General features: G+C 65.6%; 16 protein-coding genes and 3 pseudogenes. 12 read left to right on the plus strand and 7 right to left on the minus strand.

Features of this window, described 5'->3' with window-relative positions; translation table 11 throughout:
* Positions 1–422 (plus strand): annotated as a pseudogene (locus GJ630_RS17510) (class I SAM-dependent methyltransferase); the annotation flags it as partial.
* A gap of 27 nt (positions 423–449) precedes the next feature.
* Here GJ630_RS17510 and GJ630_RS17515 read toward each other — a convergent pair.
* Together GJ630_RS17515 and GJ630_RS17520 are read right to left on the minus strand one after the other, a co-directional pair.
* The gene (locus tag GJ630_RS17515; RefSeq protein WP_014039112.1) at positions 450–827 is read right to left on the minus strand and encodes a nuclear transport factor 2 family protein; all 378 of its coding nucleotides are present in this window, start codon (positions 825–827) and stop codon (positions 450–452) included.
* Complete coding sequence (locus GJ630_RS17520) at positions 824–2533, minus strand: redoxin domain-containing protein (protein WP_371727850.1); 1710 nt, start codon at positions 2531–2533, stop codon at positions 824–826. The genes GJ630_RS17515 and GJ630_RS17520 overlap by 4 nt, the downstream gene beginning before the upstream one ends.
* 87 nt (positions 2534–2620) lie before the next feature.
* Here GJ630_RS17520 and GJ630_RS17525 point away from each other — a divergent pair, with 87 nt between their 5' ends.
* Positions 2621–3136 carry a DUF367 family protein gene (locus tag GJ630_RS17525; RefSeq protein WP_014039110.1) on the plus strand — a complete coding sequence of 172 codons (516 nt, stop codon included), beginning with the start codon at positions 2621–2623 and terminating at the stop codon, positions 3134–3136.
* 169 nt (positions 3137–3305) lie between these two features.
* Here GJ630_RS17525 and GJ630_RS17530 read toward each other — a convergent pair whose 3' ends face one another.
* The gene (locus GJ630_RS17530) at positions 3306–4379 is read right to left on the minus strand and encodes a hypothetical protein (protein ID WP_191450542.1); all 1074 of its coding nucleotides are present in this window, start codon (positions 4377–4379) and stop codon (positions 3306–3308) included.
* 126 nt (positions 4380–4505) lie between these two features.
* On the opposite strand from GJ630_RS17530, the gene GJ630_RS17535 reads away from it, so the two are divergent.
* Positions 4506–4655: a 50S ribosomal protein L40e gene (locus tag GJ630_RS17535; protein WP_004960523.1), complete on the plus strand. Its 150-nt coding sequence runs from the start codon at positions 4506–4508 to the stop codon at positions 4653–4655.
* Positions 4656–4705: 50 nt separating this feature from the next.
* Here GJ630_RS17535 and GJ630_RS20660 read toward each other — a convergent pair.
* Positions 4706–5610: pseudogene (locus GJ630_RS20660) on the minus strand (hypothetical protein).
* A 50-nt stretch (positions 5611–5660) separates the two neighbouring features.
* Entirely contained in the window at positions 5661–6272 is a 612-nt protein-coding gene (locus GJ630_RS17545) for an MBL fold metallo-hydrolase (protein WP_050037333.1), read from the minus strand.
* 160 nt (positions 6273–6432) lie between these two features.
* On the opposite strand from GJ630_RS17545, the gene GJ630_RS17550 reads away from it, so the two are divergent.
* The 4 genes from GJ630_RS17550 to GJ630_RS17565 all read left to right on the plus strand — a co-directional run bounded on the left by GJ630_RS17550 (position 6433) and on the right by GJ630_RS17565 (position 8534).
* Positions 6433–6618 carry a DUF5786 family protein gene (locus tag GJ630_RS17550; protein ID WP_004515979.1) on the plus strand — a complete coding sequence of 62 codons (186 nt, stop codon included), beginning with the start codon at positions 6433–6435 and terminating at the stop codon, positions 6616–6618.
* Positions 6615–7166, plus strand: coding sequence for a DUF99 family protein (locus tag GJ630_RS17555; protein ID WP_129755841.1), 552 nt, complete (start codon positions 6615–6617; stop codon positions 7164–7166). The genes GJ630_RS17550 and GJ630_RS17555 overlap by 4 nt, the downstream gene beginning before the upstream one ends.
* A gap of 224 nt (positions 7167–7390) precedes the next feature.
* Positions 7391–7834 (plus strand): RidA family protein, encoded by a 444-nt coding sequence (locus GJ630_RS17560; protein WP_080510004.1) that lies wholly within the window; start codon positions 7391–7393, stop codon positions 7832–7834.
* Positions 7835–7946: 112 nt separating this feature from the next.
* Entirely contained in the window at positions 7947–8534 is a 588-nt protein-coding gene (locus GJ630_RS17565; protein WP_050037332.1) for a uracil-DNA glycosylase family protein, read from the plus strand.
* A 28-nt stretch (positions 8535–8562) separates the two neighbouring features.
* Here the strand turns inward: GJ630_RS17565 and GJ630_RS17570 are convergent, their stop codons facing one another.
* On the minus strand, positions 8563–8928 hold the full coding sequence (locus GJ630_RS17570; RefSeq protein WP_014039103.1) for a hypothetical protein: 366 nt from the start codon (positions 8926–8928) through the stop codon (positions 8563–8565).
* Between the two features lie 171 nt (positions 8929–9099).
* On the opposite strand from GJ630_RS17570, the gene hisH reads away from it, so the two are divergent.
* The 3 genes from hisH to GJ630_RS17585 are packed head-to-tail and all read left to right on the plus strand — an operon-like array spanning position 9100 to position 11348.
* The gene (gene hisH / locus GJ630_RS17575) at positions 9100–9747 is read left to right on the plus strand and encodes an imidazole glycerol phosphate synthase subunit HisH (protein WP_191450544.1); all 648 of its coding nucleotides are present in this window, start codon (positions 9100–9102) and stop codon (positions 9745–9747) included.
* 24 nt (positions 9748–9771) lie between these two features.
* Positions 9772–10617: an SDR family oxidoreductase gene (locus tag GJ630_RS17580; RefSeq protein WP_191450547.1), complete on the plus strand. Its 846-nt coding sequence runs from the start codon at positions 9772–9774 to the stop codon at positions 10615–10617.
* Positions 10614–11348 (plus strand): acetoacetate decarboxylase family protein, encoded by a 735-nt coding sequence (locus GJ630_RS17585; protein ID WP_191450549.1) that lies wholly within the window; start codon positions 10614–10616, stop codon positions 11346–11348. The genes GJ630_RS17580 and GJ630_RS17585 overlap by 4 nt, the downstream gene beginning before the upstream one ends.
* 214 nt (positions 11349–11562) lie before the next feature.
* Here the strand turns inward: GJ630_RS17585 and GJ630_RS17590 are convergent, their stop codons facing one another.
* Positions 11563–11916: a hypothetical protein gene (locus GJ630_RS17590; protein WP_014039100.1), complete on the minus strand. Its 354-nt coding sequence runs from the start codon at positions 11914–11916 to the stop codon at positions 11563–11565.
* Between the two features lie 133 nt (positions 11917–12049).
* Between GJ630_RS17590 and GJ630_RS17595 the strand changes: the two genes are divergently transcribed.
* Complete coding sequence (locus GJ630_RS17595) at positions 12050–13732, plus strand: histidine kinase N-terminal 7TM domain-containing protein (protein ID WP_191450551.1); 1683 nt, start codon at positions 12050–12052, stop codon at positions 13730–13732.
* A gap of 48 nt (positions 13733–13780) precedes the next feature.
* Positions 13781–14883 (plus strand): annotated as a pseudogene (locus GJ630_RS17600) (tRNA (guanine(26)-N(2))-dimethyltransferase).
* The last annotated feature ends 40 nt before the right edge of the window (positions 14884–14923 follow it).

The raw sequence follows: 14923 nt of genomic DNA on the forward strand, positions 1-14923 counted from the left end.
AGCGCGGCGTCACGGATGCAGTGGTCGGCGACCTCCGGCGGCCGCCGGGCAATGGGTTCGATACTGTCGTTGCCCTGGGCAAACAACTCGGCCTCGGCAGTTCGCTGGCCGACCTCCGGGCGACGCTCAGCGAACTGGCGGCGGTGACACGGCCCGGTGGCCGTCTCGTCGCCGACGTGGACACGCTCGACCGGGCAGACCCGGAGACTGGCGCAGCCCACCTCGCCCAGCCCGGTGTCGCCTACCGCACCTTCCGCATCGAGTACGACAGGCTGGCCGGCCCGTGGACCGACCTGCTGCTGGTCACGCCGTCGCAGTTCCGCGCCGCGGTTCGGGAGACACCGTGGTCCCTGGACACGTTCGTCGGGACCGAAACCGACGGGTCGGCTTACGGCGTCCGGCTGTCGCTGCCGAGACAGTGACACAGCAAATCCGAAAGCAGTCAAGCCTCAGCGCGTGTACGTCTCGATGCGCTCGATATCGTCCCCGGCGAACGTGAACACGTCGACGAAACCGACGATGCACTCGCCGTCGGTATCGAGCAGGCGGCCGCGGGCGACGACTTCCGCCGTCGCCGTGTCGTCGCCGTCGGCCGGCTCCGCTACGCTGTCCGGGCGACAGTAGAGGCCGTCCAGCGGATGCGTGGTGTCTGTCTGGGGCCGCTCTTCACGCATGAACTGTACGAACCGGTCCCGGCCTTCGATAGTCTGATCGGGGCGGTCGTGGACGAACGACGGGGCGAGCAGCGAGGCCAACTGGTCGTAGTCGTCGCCGTCGATGGCGTCGTAGTAGGCCCGTGTACGCTGACGGAGATCGGGTCGCGTCACGGGCCTGATTCGGGTTCCTCAGGGGTGTCTCTATCGCTCTCCGTGTCAGATGGCTCGCCGTCTGTTTCCGGTCCCGAACCGTCGTCCGGCTCGGGGTCGACCGCTGCTCCCGTGTCGTCGTCGGCCATCGGGTCGGCCAGATCTAGTTCGACTGCGTCGTCAGTCGCCGTCTCGGAGTCGGTGGCGGCATCAGGCGACGCGTCGGCAGTCGACTGCTCGCCGTCCGGTGCGTCCTGTGTCGAGGCGTCGTCGTCCGGTGCGTCCTGTGCCGAGGATTCGTCGGCCGCGCTGCCGACCGTGTCGGGCGGCTCTTCGACCATCGCGGTTGGAGTCTCTTCCAGCGGGTCCGTCGGCTCGGTCTCGGCTTCGCTGGCGGCCAGTTCGGCCTGTATCTCCTCGATATCAGCGTCATCGACGTCCGATATATCACCCTCTCCGTCGGGTACCGACACTGACTCCGGCGGCGCGTCGTCGGCCGACGTTGCCGCAGATTCCGACGCTGACGGTTGGTCTACGGGTGCAGTCGGTTCGTCGGTCGAAGGCGGCGGATTCGTCGACTGGTCAGCTGTCCCCGCTGGTGTCGTCTCCTCAGCTGGTTCTGCCGCCGGTCCGTCGGCTGCGTCTCGCATTTCGTCGGCCGCATCGGCGGCTTCGGGTGATGGCATCGAATCCAGCGCCGACTCGGTAGCCGACGATGCTGTCTCCGACAGTTCGCTGTCTGTCCGTTCGACTTCCGCGTCGATATCCACGTCGAGCGAGGTGTCCACAGCGGTCTCGTCCTGTGTGAGGAACGCCGGCCGGTCGTCGTCCTCCTCCTTTTCCAGCGTCTCCAGAGCTGGTGGCCACGGATCGTCGGGGTCGGGCGGTTCCTCGTAGCCACGGGCGGTTTCGAGCGGGCGCTCCGCGTCGTCCCGGAGTTGCTGGCCCTCGGCTCCGTTCCCGCTAGAGTAGGCGCGGGCGGCCTGGGTGAGCCAGTCGCTGGCCTGCCACAGCGAGTTCGCCTTTGTCTTTGCGTCCTCGTAGATCGGTTTCAGGGACTCGTCGTCGACGAACCGGACCGCGGTGTCGAAGTGGCCTTCGGCGTCTGCGAACTCGTCGCGTGCCTGCTGGAAGTCGCCCTGTGCGACCATCCACTCCGACTCGCGGAAGGCCTCCATCGCCGAGGTGAACGCGCGCCGGCCCTCCGTGTAGTGGGCGTAGCCGACGCGGTAGCGGGCGAACGCGGTGTCGTCGCCGCCGGTGTCGGCGATAGCGTCCTTGATCTCCCCGACACGGGGGAGTTCCTGAAGGTCGTCGGTACTCCAGGCGTACTGCACGTCGCCGTCGTGGTCGATGACGACGACAGCGCGCTCGATGAGCTGCTGGCCGATGTCGTCCACGAAGTCGAGCCCGTACTCGCGGGCGACATCGTGGTCGGTGTCGGACAGCAGCGGGATGTTCAGGTCGTAGCGGTCGGCAAAGGCCCGGTGGCTGTACACCGAATCCGGGCCGATACCGAGGATAGTTACGTCCTTCTGCATCGTAAAGAGGTCGAGTTCGTCCAGATCACAGGACGTCTCGTCACAGGCTGGATTGAAATCCGCCGGATAGAACGCGAGGATGACCACATCCTCGCCGAGATAGTCGGCTAGTCCGACTCGCTGGCAGTCGTCATCGACGAGCGCCGGTAGTTCGAACAGTGGTGCCGTCGTCCCCTCTGAAAGCACACGTTGTACAACCAAGCCCGGCTATAACAGTGTTTGCACAGTGTCACCGAACGAGTCGCTTTTATTCGCCACCGTAGTAGCGCTCGTGTGGAACTGCACGTCCGGTACGAGGGTGACGACGACCCCGACAAATGTAGCGCGCGGAAGCTGGCCCGGATGGACGAGGCCGAACTCCACCGCGCGACGCGGTCGACGCCGCCCGGCATCGTGCTCAACCCCTTCGCCGAGCAGGCGCTGTCTCCAGCGGACCGGCCGACCGCCGGCGACGGCGCTCGACACAGCCGACTGGTCGCGCTCGACTGCTCCTGGGAGACCGCCGAACGGGAGGCGTTCGACCTCGAAGGGGTGCACCGCTCGCTCCCGTTTCTCGTCGCCGGCAATCCGGTCAACTACGGGACCGCGTTCCAGCTAAATACCGTCGAAGCGTTCGCCGGTGCGCTCGCCATTCTCGGGGAGCGCGACCACGCCGAGCGAATCCTCTCGACGTTCTCCTGGGGCCACACCTTCCTTGAACTGAACGAGGAACCGCTAGAGCGGTACGCGAACTGCGAGGATTCGAGCGACGTCATCGACGTACAGGACGACTACCTCGCCGAGGAGTAGTCATTTGGGCGTTGCTGGCTTATCGAGGAGCGGCGCATCACAGTGTGGACAGGCCCGTCGTGCGTGTGCCTCCAGTACATCTTCGATGCGTTCTCCGCAGGCTTGGCACCGCATGACAATAGTTAGCCTCCAGACAACAATGTAGCTTCGGCTTCATTTCTAAGGGCGTTTACCAGAACCCGGTTCCGATGCCGACCGGCGCGTCGGGTGGCGCAAGCGGACTCGTCGGCAGCTCCGCGTCCGGGTCGGGGTCGTTGTAGCCGCCGGGCGCGACGTCGTTCGGCCCGTCAGGATAGCACAGCGACGCCAGCGCCTGGATGTGGTCGCGGCCGACGCCGAGTTCGAACTGCCCGCCGCCGTACAGGTCGATGCCGTGTTGCTCACAGTAGTCGATGGTCGCAAGCACCGACTCGACGGTCCCGCAACGGGACGGTTTCATGTTGAGCCACGCCGGGTCGAACGGCAGCGCCTCGATGCTCTCGACGCCGGTGATAGGCACGTCCCAGGTGACGCGCGCTTCTTCGCCGTCGAAAACCGGCCGAGTTGCGTCGGTCAGGTCTGGGTCCTCAACCAGCGCGTCGGGGAGGCCGGCGACGACGCGGCGGTAGAACTCGGGGTCAGCCCCTACGTCGACGTCCGTCCCCTCGTACAGCCCTTTCAGGTCCAACACGCGAACATCGTAGTCCGTCAGTGCGTCGACGAGGGCATCGCTCCAGGACGGCGTGGGGTCTAGTTTGAACGAAAGGTCGCCGTAACGCTCACACAGCATCGCCAGTCTGTCAGCCGTCGGCGGCGTGTCGTCGTCGGCGTTCGAGAGCCGCGTCGAGACGACGAAGTTCACCGGGTCGTACTGCCGGCCGAGCACCGTCCCGAGATCCGTGTCGGCCTGTTTCAGCGCCAGGTCTAGCGCCGCGCTCTCGAACCCCCAGCGCCGGTAGTGGCGAAAGCGCTCCTGGTCGGGAGGGGCGGGCCACAGGTCGGCCGCTTCCAGCGCCGCGGAAAACGAGTCGACGGTGTACTCGCCGGCCAGCGGGGAGTCCGAACCCTGCAACGTATCGCTGTCCTGCAGCGCGTCGTGGGCCTCGGCCGTGTACGTCACGTCCTCGCCGCTTCCGGTCTCACCCGCACCGGAGAGGTGGACAACAGTGGTGACCCGGTCGAACCCGCTGGAGGTCGCCCGCTCTCGGCGCTCGAACGCACAGTTCTCGACGGTAACTGGCAGGTCTGCGACCTGATTGTACATACCCTGGCTTCGCCGTTCGGGCATCTAAAGCCGGCGACGTCCGGAGTCCGATTCCCGTGCTCGAACGGTCACCGCTCCCCGTACCGAAACTCAAAGCTTAAACGCGCGCACCGGAAAGAGACGCGCATGGCTAGCTTCGAGACTGCGTCCGACCGACTCCTCAACAAGCAGATCTGCATGCGGTGTAACGCTCGGAACCCACAGCGCGCACAGCAGTGCCGGAAGTGCGGCTACGGCAACCTGCGTCCGAAGGCGAAAGAGACCCGCAGCGCCTGATTTTCGGGTCAGTTGCCGCCGGCATCCGGTGGCGGTTCGTCGCCAATCAACTACTTCTCAGTGGGTTCTCTGTCCGCTGATTGCCGGTCGAGCGTCGCCATGCGAACCGACGCGTGTGAGACGATGAGTTCCAGCAGCTTTTGATCTTCTTCCCCGACAGTCGTCTCGTCCGTCGTGACTGAGAGAACGACCGTCGCCGTGCCCTCGTCGTCCAAAACCACCGCCGACACGCAGTCGGTGACTGACTCGGGGATGTCGACGGAGAACGGCCGGTCGTGAACAGTGATCTCACCCTGTTGCTGTGTCCGGACTTCCTGTGCGAGCGAGCCGACAACGTCGACCGGCACGGTTCGAATCGTGTTCGCGAGCACCACTGCATTGCCGTCCTTGAGCCGGATGACGGCCGTCTCCTCCATGCCGGTCATCGTCCCGAAGGCCTCGACGACGAAGGCGGCGACGCCGTCGACGCTGGGGGCGCTGGCGATGGCGCGTCCGTAGTTGTTCACGTCGGCCGCCTTCCCGGCGAAGGCCTCGATACGGTCGCGCTCGGCCGCCAGTTCGCGGAGCCGACTGCGGCTCCGGGCGCGTACAGCCCGACCAGAACGCCCGCCAGCGCGCCGACGGTGACGAGGTCCACCGTCAGGTACGACGCTCGGGCGAGTGACCCGGAGGTCACGCGCTGGCTGAACAACAGGAGCGCCGCGATGGCGGCAAACGCCACGGTCCCGCCGGCGGCCCACGCGGCCACCCGGGACGTGGCCCCCTCGAACGTCGTGTCACGGACGAGCCAGACGCCCGCGTACACTATCGCCAGTCCCATCGCCACAAAGGGGAGCGCATCGACTGCAATTGCCACCGGAATCCGGGTTTGCTGGAACGCATGGAGGGCCTGCATAGCGGCCAGCACGACGCCGGAGAGCGCCAGGGCCGTCCCCGTCAGAAGTCGCTGGTTCATGGAGTCGAATATCGGCCCTATCACTAGAGCGTTGCGCCGGTTTCGAGCGGTCACTCGTCGGGATACTTCGGCTCGCGGCGTTGCGCCCGGTCGAGGGCGCGTTCGACGACCTCGCGGACGTCGCCGTGGAAGACGCCGCCGTGACCCGAGTACATGTGTTCGACGCCTGCCGGCATTCGGTCGAGAATGCGCTCGATGCTCTCGATGAGGCGCTCGCGGGACTGGCCGGGGCGGTCGGTGCGGCCGAAGGAGCCGCCCTCGAACGCGCCGTCGTCGTGGACGACCACGTCGCCGGAGAACAGGGACGACTCGGAGACGAGCGAGACGTGGTCGTCGGCGTGGCCCGGCGTGTACACGACCTCACAGTCCTCGTCACCGACCGTGAGCGTGTCGCCGTCAGCGAGTTCGTGGTCCCGGCGCGGGTGGGAGCTGTAGGCGTACAACGGCGCGTCGAAGGCGTCGAGGACGGCGTCGAGCTGCTGGACGTGGTCGCCGTGCTGGTGGGTCAACACGACGGCGTCGAGCGCATCGACGTGCTCGCGGACGACATCGACGACGCCGCGCATCGCGCCGGAATCGACCAGCGTCGTCTGCTCGCCAGTCGCGAGATAGGCGTTGCAGGTGAACGTCTCGGCCTCGGCGGTGACGTTGTGAACGTCCATACACCAAGCCTGTGGCGCGGCCCGCTTGAGTGTACTGTCCGCCGGCAACCCGACCGGAATAGGGTATTTCGGCTCACAGTGCCGAGAAAATATCGGTTATCAAACACGATAGTGTCGCCGAGTGATTTTTTACTAAGAACGTCATAGTTGTACACGTACCATGGGGTTCGGGAGCTACGACGAATCGGAACAAGACAATCAGGAGTACGACACAGACTTCGAGGACGAGGACGGCCTCGATGCTGAAGAAAACGCCCACGAGGGCGACATCGAGTACGAGTTCACCGCGTCGAACGACGAACTACTCGATAGACTGGAAGACATCAAAGACAACCAGAACACGTGAAATCAGGGGCACGGGCCCTCGGCGTGGCGGAGTCGTATCGGGCTGAAACCAGTCAGTTCGCTGGTGCCGTCGTTCGCGCCAGTCGAGTGGCTGACGGCTTTGTTTTCAGTACTGCCACAGTCGGTGGGAGCGACGCGACTGAGACGGTGTGTGCGATGGTCGACAGACTGGACCGCGAGGACGTTCGTTACCTGCTAGTGGCGGGTATCGCGCCGGCGTGGTTCAACGTACTCGACCTCGAACAGATTCACGACCACACCGACCTGCCGGTCGTCTCGGTCACCTTCGAGTCCTCGCCGGGACTCGAAGGGGCCATCCGCGAGGCCTTCGACGACTCCGATGTCGTGCAGGACCGGCTGGCGACCTACCGTGCCCAGCCGGAGCGCCGACCGGTGTCGGTGAACGACGAGACGGTGTACGTCCGGAGCGTCGGCCTCGACGACAGCGCCGCCGCGGATGTCGTCTGCGCGTTCACGCCGGAGGGCGGCCGTCCTGAACCGCTCCGTGTCGCCCGACTGGCGGCGCGGGGACTGGTCGAAATGGAGTGACTCACACAGCGGGAGCGACCGACCGGATGCGGTATTGTATTGCCCATCGGTACAATGGACGGCCCGAATTCACGTCCTTCAGATACCCCAACGACTCATTAGCTATTACTAAGTTAGAGATGGAGGTTTGAACGACATAGGCGGTAGCAATATCCTATCGTAGGTTGTATTTAGCAATAGCTAAACATAGTCTGATTGTCCGGCACTGTGTTTGTAGAGATACAATGGCAGAAAGCAGAACGCAGACGAGGAATGCTGTAGAGCCCGCAGAAACGAACGAGCAAACGAACATCAACAGTAGCGTGACCCGGTACGAAGGCGACCAGCCGACAGAACACAGCGTCTACGGCACGCGCCAGCAGGACAGCCAACTCGTGTTCTTCGACGGCCAGTTCCCCGACGCGGAAACGGCTCGCAGCGGCGACGTTCAGGAACAGACGCTCGCCGTGCTCGACCAAATTCGTGCCATGGCTGCCGAATCCGGTCTCGAACCGCGTGACCTGATGCGGACGACGGTGTACCTCACGGAGATGGACCACCTACCAGCGGTCAAGCAAGCGTACGCGGCGTTTTTCGACGGACAGCGACCGTCACGGACTGTCGTCGGCGTGGCACACCTGCCGAACGACGCGGCGGTGCAGATCGAAGCGACGGGTGTAAAGCGGTAATCGCTGCCAGATCTGGACAGTTGTTTTCGCTGAAGCTAGCGGAACCGGATTCCGACCGGAAGCCCGACGGCGGACCGCTGCGTTTGAGAGCCCCCGGCGCAAACGACGGGACATGGAGCAGATGGACGGCCTCAACGTCGTCGGCTGTGAGCGCTGTGACGACCTCTGCCGCTCGCGCTCGCGAATCGTCAACGGCGTCGGCCCCGCGGACGCGGACCTGCTGTTCGTCGGGGAGGCCCCCGGCGCGAACGAGGACGAACAGGGCGAGCCGTTCGTCGGGCGGAGCGGCGACGTGCTCGACGAGGCGTTGCGCGAGGCCGGCCTCGACCGCGGCGACGTGCGCATCACCAACTGTGTGCGCTGTCGCCCGCCGGACAACCGCGACCCGCGAACGGGTGAACTCGCGAACTGCCGCGACTATCTGGAGACGGAGATCGACCGCGTCGACCCCGAGGTCGTCGTCACGCTCGGGAAAGTGCCGGCTGAGCACCTGCTGGAGCGTGACGTCGCCGTCACCGGCGAAGCGGGCGACGTGTTCGACGTGGCTATCGCCGGCCAGCCACGCCGCGTGCTCGTCTCCGTCCACCCGGCGGCGACGCTGTACGACCCCAGCCAGAAGGAGACGTTTGAGGCCGCGATAACGACTGCCGCGGAGTTCACCGACGCCCAGAGCGGACAGTCGCGGCTCGGCGAGTTTTAAAATAGTCGGGTAGTGCGGCCCGGAACCGCTACTTCGCTGCGATGTCCATCGCCTCTGCCTTCGTGTCGACCAGCGAAATGTCGACACCAGGAATCTCGCCGACCCGGCTCTTGAGCGCCATCTTCTTGATTCCCTCGGAGACGATGACCCAGTCCGTGATACCGAACTCCTTGCCCGCCTCGGCGGCCTCCTGTGCTCGCGTGAATACGTCGTCGTTCAGTGACGCCTCCATCTGGAGGTTCGAGATATGCGTATCGACCGCCGGCTGTGAGGCGAGTTCCTCGAACCGTTCATTGACTTTCGCGAATGTCTCGTCTGTCATCTCCATCTCTTCGGGAAACTCAGCGATGAGAACGTTACCGTCGACGTACAGAACGTCTGTAGGATCAACCATCAACGGCCGTATGCGGTAGGTCAATAAAACTGGGCCGGTCTATTTTCATAGTTGATATCCTTATCAGGTCCGGGTGTCCGACTGTAAGCGACACCTCCCGCCGGACAGTGGTCGTGCCGAAGGTTTGTTCGAACAGGAAGTCACTTAGCCCCTGTTCGCCTACGATCCCGTATGAGTGTCAGACAGACGACCGCGGACGTGGTCGTCGTCGATTACGGACTGGGGAACCTCCGGAGCGTCACGCGCGGGCTCGAACGCGCCGGCGCAGAGGTCTCCCTTTCGGAGGACCCGGCGGAGTTCGACGCGGCCGACGGCATCGTCCTGCCCGGCGTCGGAGCGTTCTCCGAAGGGATGGACAACGCCGGGCCGTTCCGCGAGGCACTGGTCGAACAGGCCGAGGCCGGCAAGCCCCTGTTCGGAATCTGCCTCGGGATGCAGATGCTCCTGACGACGAGCGAGGAGGCCGACCACGAGGGGCAGGGCGACGCCGAGGGACTGGACCTCATTCCCGGAAAGAACGTCCGGTTCAGCCGCGACCAGACCGTGCCACACATGGGCTGGAACGAACTCGACGTGACGCGGGACCACCCGCTCGTCGAGGGCGTCGACGGCGAACACGCCTACTTCGTCCACTCCTACTACGCCATTCCCGACGACGAGAACGCGACGGTGGCGACGACGGACTATGGGGCAGACTTCGCCTCGATTGTCGCCAACGACGCCGGCAACGTCTTCGGAACGCAGTTCCACCCGGAGAAATCGGGCGAGACGGGGCTGCGCATCCTCCGGAACTTCGTCGACTACTGCCTCGACCACTGAGTTCTGGGCTCGGGATTCGTTCGTATGTCTACAGGAGATTCTGTCGTCCTGCTCACTGGTGCAGCGTCGGGTATCGGAGCGGCGACGGCGCGGGCGTTCGCCGACGACGGCTGGACCGTCTACGCGACGGACATTCGAGCGGAGTTCCCTGCGGACATCCGCGAGCGCTGTCGCTGTCTCGAACTCGACGTGACTGACGAGGCACAGATCGAAGCCGTCGTCGACCAGGTCATCGAGGAGACAGGCCGACTCGACTGTCTGGTGAACAACGCCGGTTACGGAGTGGCTGGGCCGGTCGAAGACATAGCCAGCGACGACGTTCGCGAGCAGTTCGACGTGCTGGTCCACGGCCCACACCGACTCGCACAGGCAGTGCTCCCCGAGATGCGCGAACACGGCGGGCGCATCATCACGGTATCCAGCGTGCTGGGTCACACCGCGTCGCCGGGCCTGGGCGCGTATTCGGCCGGCAAGGCCGCCGTCGAGTCGCTGACCGACGCGCTCCGGATAGAGATCGCCGGCGAGGACGATATCCACGTCTCGCTCGTCGAACCGGCGTGGGTAGACACCGGCTTCGCCGACAGCGCGCTGGGAAGCCTGAACGACGAAGATCGGACGCCGACCTACGACCGGACGTACGACGCGCTCGAAACCGGCTGGGTGCTCACCGGTGGACCGCTGGCGACAACGCCAGAAGCCGTCGCGGCGACGGTACTCGCCGCAGCGACCGACGACCCGCCGAAGGCCCGCTACCCCGTCGGAAAGTTCGCCACGTTCGTCCGGTGGACCCACTGGCTCCCGGCGCGACTGCAGGATCCGATTCATCGCGGGTTCGGTCGAGCGAGTTCGTTTCTGGGGCGGTGGTTATGATACACCTGTCCGACGGCGACCGGGTTCGGCTCTCGACCGGCCACGAAGTGACGCTGCCGCTGGTCACCGAGGCGACGGTTGCCGGCGCGGTGCTCCCGGCGCGATACGACGTTGCCGAGTCGCTGCTGCCCGATGGACTGACACCGGTTCGAGTAACGGCCCGGCAGGCCGCAGTCGTGCTCCTCTGTGTCGAGTACCACCGCATCGGCGACGACGCGATGGCCCCCTACGACGAGTTCGCGGTGCTGATTAGCGCAACGCCAGACGGGCGGCGGCCGCCGTTGCTTCCACTGCTGACGCGCAATGTCGGCGGTTACGTCTGGTCGCTCCCGGTGACGACCGAGCCCGCACGCGCCCTCGGCGACGAAATCTGGGGCTACCCGAAGACGGTCGCGGACATCACCCACCGCGACGACGCGACCCGCCGCGAGACGACGGTCGTCGAGGACGGGAACCGTGTCGCAACAGTCGGCATCGACTGGCCCCGGACATGGGAGCGTCGGGAAACGGTCGAGAGCTACGCGGTCCGGGAGGGCCAGCTTGAACGGACGCCAATCGAGTTCCAGGGGAAACTGGGGGCCGCGCCGCTGAGCGACCGCGTCGACGTGGACCTGGGCAACCACGAGCGGGCCGACACGCTCCGGTCCCTCGACCTCGGTACCCGGTCCGTCCTTCGGTTCTCGCTGGAAGGGCGGATTACGTACGGCGCTGGGCGGCCGGTGGAGCGGTAACGGAATGGTGCGGTAGCAGGAACGGAGCAGAGCGGTAGCAGTAGCAGAGCGGTGAGGAAGCCGTACCGCATAGCATACCGCGCGCCGACGGAGCGCGGTTTCACTTCTCGTGACCAGCGGGAGCGAGAAGGTCGTTTTTAGCGTAGATTTTTGCGAGGAGCCCTCCCGCAGCGGCGCTACGCGCCGCGAGGAAGGGCGACGAAGTAAAAAGGTACTATAGGAACTCCCGGACCTCAGAGTACCACATATCGTGCTCGTCGACGGCGTCGATAGCCTCGGCGACGCGGACGGCGATGGCGTGCCAGCAGAGCTGGTCGGGGTCGTCCGCATCGAGATTGTACTCGCTGTCGGCGCAGGTACAGCCGCCGTCCTCGACGATGTACTCGTCGTCGTGGCCCACGACGACGGTGAAATCGCGGTACTGCTTGACGCGGCTCTCGCCGACAGCCTCGATGGCCTGGTGGCCGCGGTCGCCGTGGACGTCGACGATAGCCGACACTGCGTCGGGGGTCAGCTCCCCGGCGGCTTCGAGGTCGGCCACCCACTCCTCGACTCCGGTCACATCCATGCTACGGAAAGGGGTGACAAAACGGCGTCGGCTTCAGCAGCCACGTCCCGGCTGGCTCGCAGCCGCAGCAGGGAGTTATCAGTGCTTGTACTGTGCCCGGAAGAATAAACACGGAATACGGGTTTCTTCCGGCATGAACCTCGACCTCCCGTGGCTGGCGCTGGGCTCGTTTGCCTCGGGATTCGGGTCGCTGTATCTGCTGGCCCAGCTCCGAGCGCACTGGGACAAGCCCGGCGCGCGGTGGTTCGTCGCGACCATCGTCACGCAGACGGGCTGGTGTTTCAGCTACGGCGCGGCGCTGCTGGTGTTCGACCCGACACTGCGCCTTGCCCTGGAGATGGTGTCCTGGCTGGGTATCATCTGGATCGGCTTCTGTTTCCTCTCCTTTGCGCTGGGATACACCGGTCGGACGAACGTCCTCGAAAGCGGCTGGTACCGGGCCGTAGCGGTGCTGCCGCTCGCCGGAACGGCGCTCGTCGTCACGAACCCGCTCCACACCGTGGTCTGGCAGGGATTCCGGGTCGTGCCGACCGCCGGTAGCGCGGGAGCCGACTACGCCGTCTTGCCGGTGGGGCTGCTCACGATCATCGTCGCGATGCTGTTCGTCAGTTTCGGGACCCTGCTGGTGTTCGATACGGTCGTCAGCTACGGCCCGCTGTACCGGCGCGAGGCGCTCGCGGTCGGCCTGAGCCCGATACCGCCCGGCGCCGGGGTGTTGCTGTGGGCCGGCGGCGTCGGACCGGTTCCGGCGGTGAATCTGACGACGCTCCTGTTCCTGCCCCACATCGCCCTTGACCTGTACGCGTTCGTCCGGAGCGACATGTTCGAGTTCCACCCGGCGACCCGGCGGGCCGGCGAGCGGGCGGCCATCCACGACATCGCCACGCCGGTCGCCATCGTCGACGAACAGGGACGGGTCGTGAACCTCAACCCCGCCGCCGAGCGGATGCTGGGCGTGGATAAGCGCGAAGGCCTGACAGAGCCACTGAACAGCTTTCTAGCGGGTGACGACATCGCGACAGACGGCGGGAGTTCGCGGGCGTCCATCGAGGCCGGTGGTCGACACCGGGAGTTCAAGGTCCGGCAGACGGCGCTCCGGGACGAGGCGGGGACGCAACTGGGATACACAGTCGTCTTTCAGGACATCACAGACGAGATCCGCCGCGAGCGCCGCCTCGAAGTGCTCAACCGCTTTCTCAGACACAACGTCCGCAACGAGAGCGTCGTCATCCAGGCCCGGGCGGAACTGCTCGCTGACGAACTCGACGGCGAGCAGTCCGACCACGCGGCGACCATCGAGCGGTCGGTCAGTCGTTTAGTCGACTCCGGCCAGAAGGCTCGAACGCTCGCCGAAGCGGGTGCTGGCGACGCGGGCCTGGAATCCGTCGCACTTGCCGACCTCGCCACCGGAGTCGTCGAGTCTGCCCGCGAGGAATACGGTGGCTCGGTCACGGTTGAGATACCCGACGACCTCCGGCTGACGACCCAGCCCGCCCTGCTGGAAATCCTGCTTACCAATCTCGTCGAGAACGCTCTCCAGCACGTTCCGGACGCCGTCGTCACCGTCGGTGCGAAGGTCGATGGCGACGATGTCGTGCTGACCGTCAGCGACAACGGCCCTGGCGTTCCAGAACACGAACTCGGCGTGCTGGAGCGGGGCCGCGAAACGGACCTGAACCACGGCAGCGGCATCGGCCTCTGGCTCGTCCGCTGGACCGCGACGACGCTTGGGGGAGACCTCGACTTCGACACGAACGACGGAACGACAGTGACCGTTCGGCTGCCACAGGAGCGGACGGCCGCCGAAGCGGCGTGAGCGGAGAGCCTTCGAACGACTTAACGGCGCACGCACGGACCGGGGAGTATGCGCGTCAGTGAGGGCCGGGTGACGGTCACGGTGCCGGAACAGCCTGATGCGGGGAAGGGCGCGGACGTGTTCTTCAACCCCGTCCAGGAGCTGAACCGCGACATCACCGTGGCGGCGCTGCGGGCCTACCGAGAGCGAACCCCCCGCGTGTCGACGTACCTGGACGCCACCGCCGCGAGCGGCATCCGGGGCGTCCGCGCGGCGGCCAACGACTGGGAGACGACGCTGTGTGACATCGACGACGACGCGACGGCGCTGTGCGAGCAGAATCTCGAACGCAACGACCTTGCCGCCTCGGTCCGTCGGTCGGACGCGAACGTGCTCATGCACTCGGAGGCGTTCGACGTGGTCGACGTCGACCCCTTCGGCACGCCGATTCCCTTCGCCGACGCGGCGGTACAGGGCACCAAACACCTCCTCTGTGTGACGGCCACCGACACCGCCCCGCTGTGTGGCGCACACTTCGAGAGCGGCGTTCGGTCCTACGGCGCGGTCCCGCGCAACACCGAGTTCCACGCCGAGATGGGGATGCGCGTCCTCCTGTCGGCGATGGTCCGGACGGCCGCCCGCTACGACATCGCCGCCAGGCCGATTCTCAGCCACGCGACGAAACACTACGCCCGGACCTACCTGGAGTTCGACCACGGCGCGAAGGTCGCCAACGACTGCATCGACGAACTCGGCTACGTCCACCACTGCCAGCACTGCCTCTGGCGCGACCACGACTACGGCCTCATCGCCGACCCGCCCGAGGACTGTCCGGTCTGTGACAAGCACCTCCAGACGGCCGGCCCCATCTGGCTCGGTCGGACCTGCGAACCGGCGTTCGCCGACGCCGTGTCCGAACAGGTGACCGAGGAGATGGGCACCGCCGACGAAGCGAGAGAACTGCTGGCGACGCTCAGCGAGGAGATCGACACGCCAACCCACTACGACCAGCACCGCCTCTGCAAGCGCTGGGGGCGCGGCGCGGAAGCCATGGACGAGTTCATCGAGAAACTTCGGGACACTGGCTACGAGGCCTCCCGAACGCACTACGGCGGCACGACGTTCAAGACGGACGCGACGTGGTCGAAATCCGCGAGGCGACGGCGGAGTAGCGGGTCGGGAATCTATAGTAGCCATTGAAAATCAATGCAC

The sequence above is a fragment of the Haloarcula sp. CBA1122 genome (assembly GCF_009741785.1).
Classification (GTDB): domain Archaea; phylum Halobacteriota; class Halobacteria; order Halobacteriales; family Haloarculaceae; genus Haloarcula; species Haloarcula hispanica.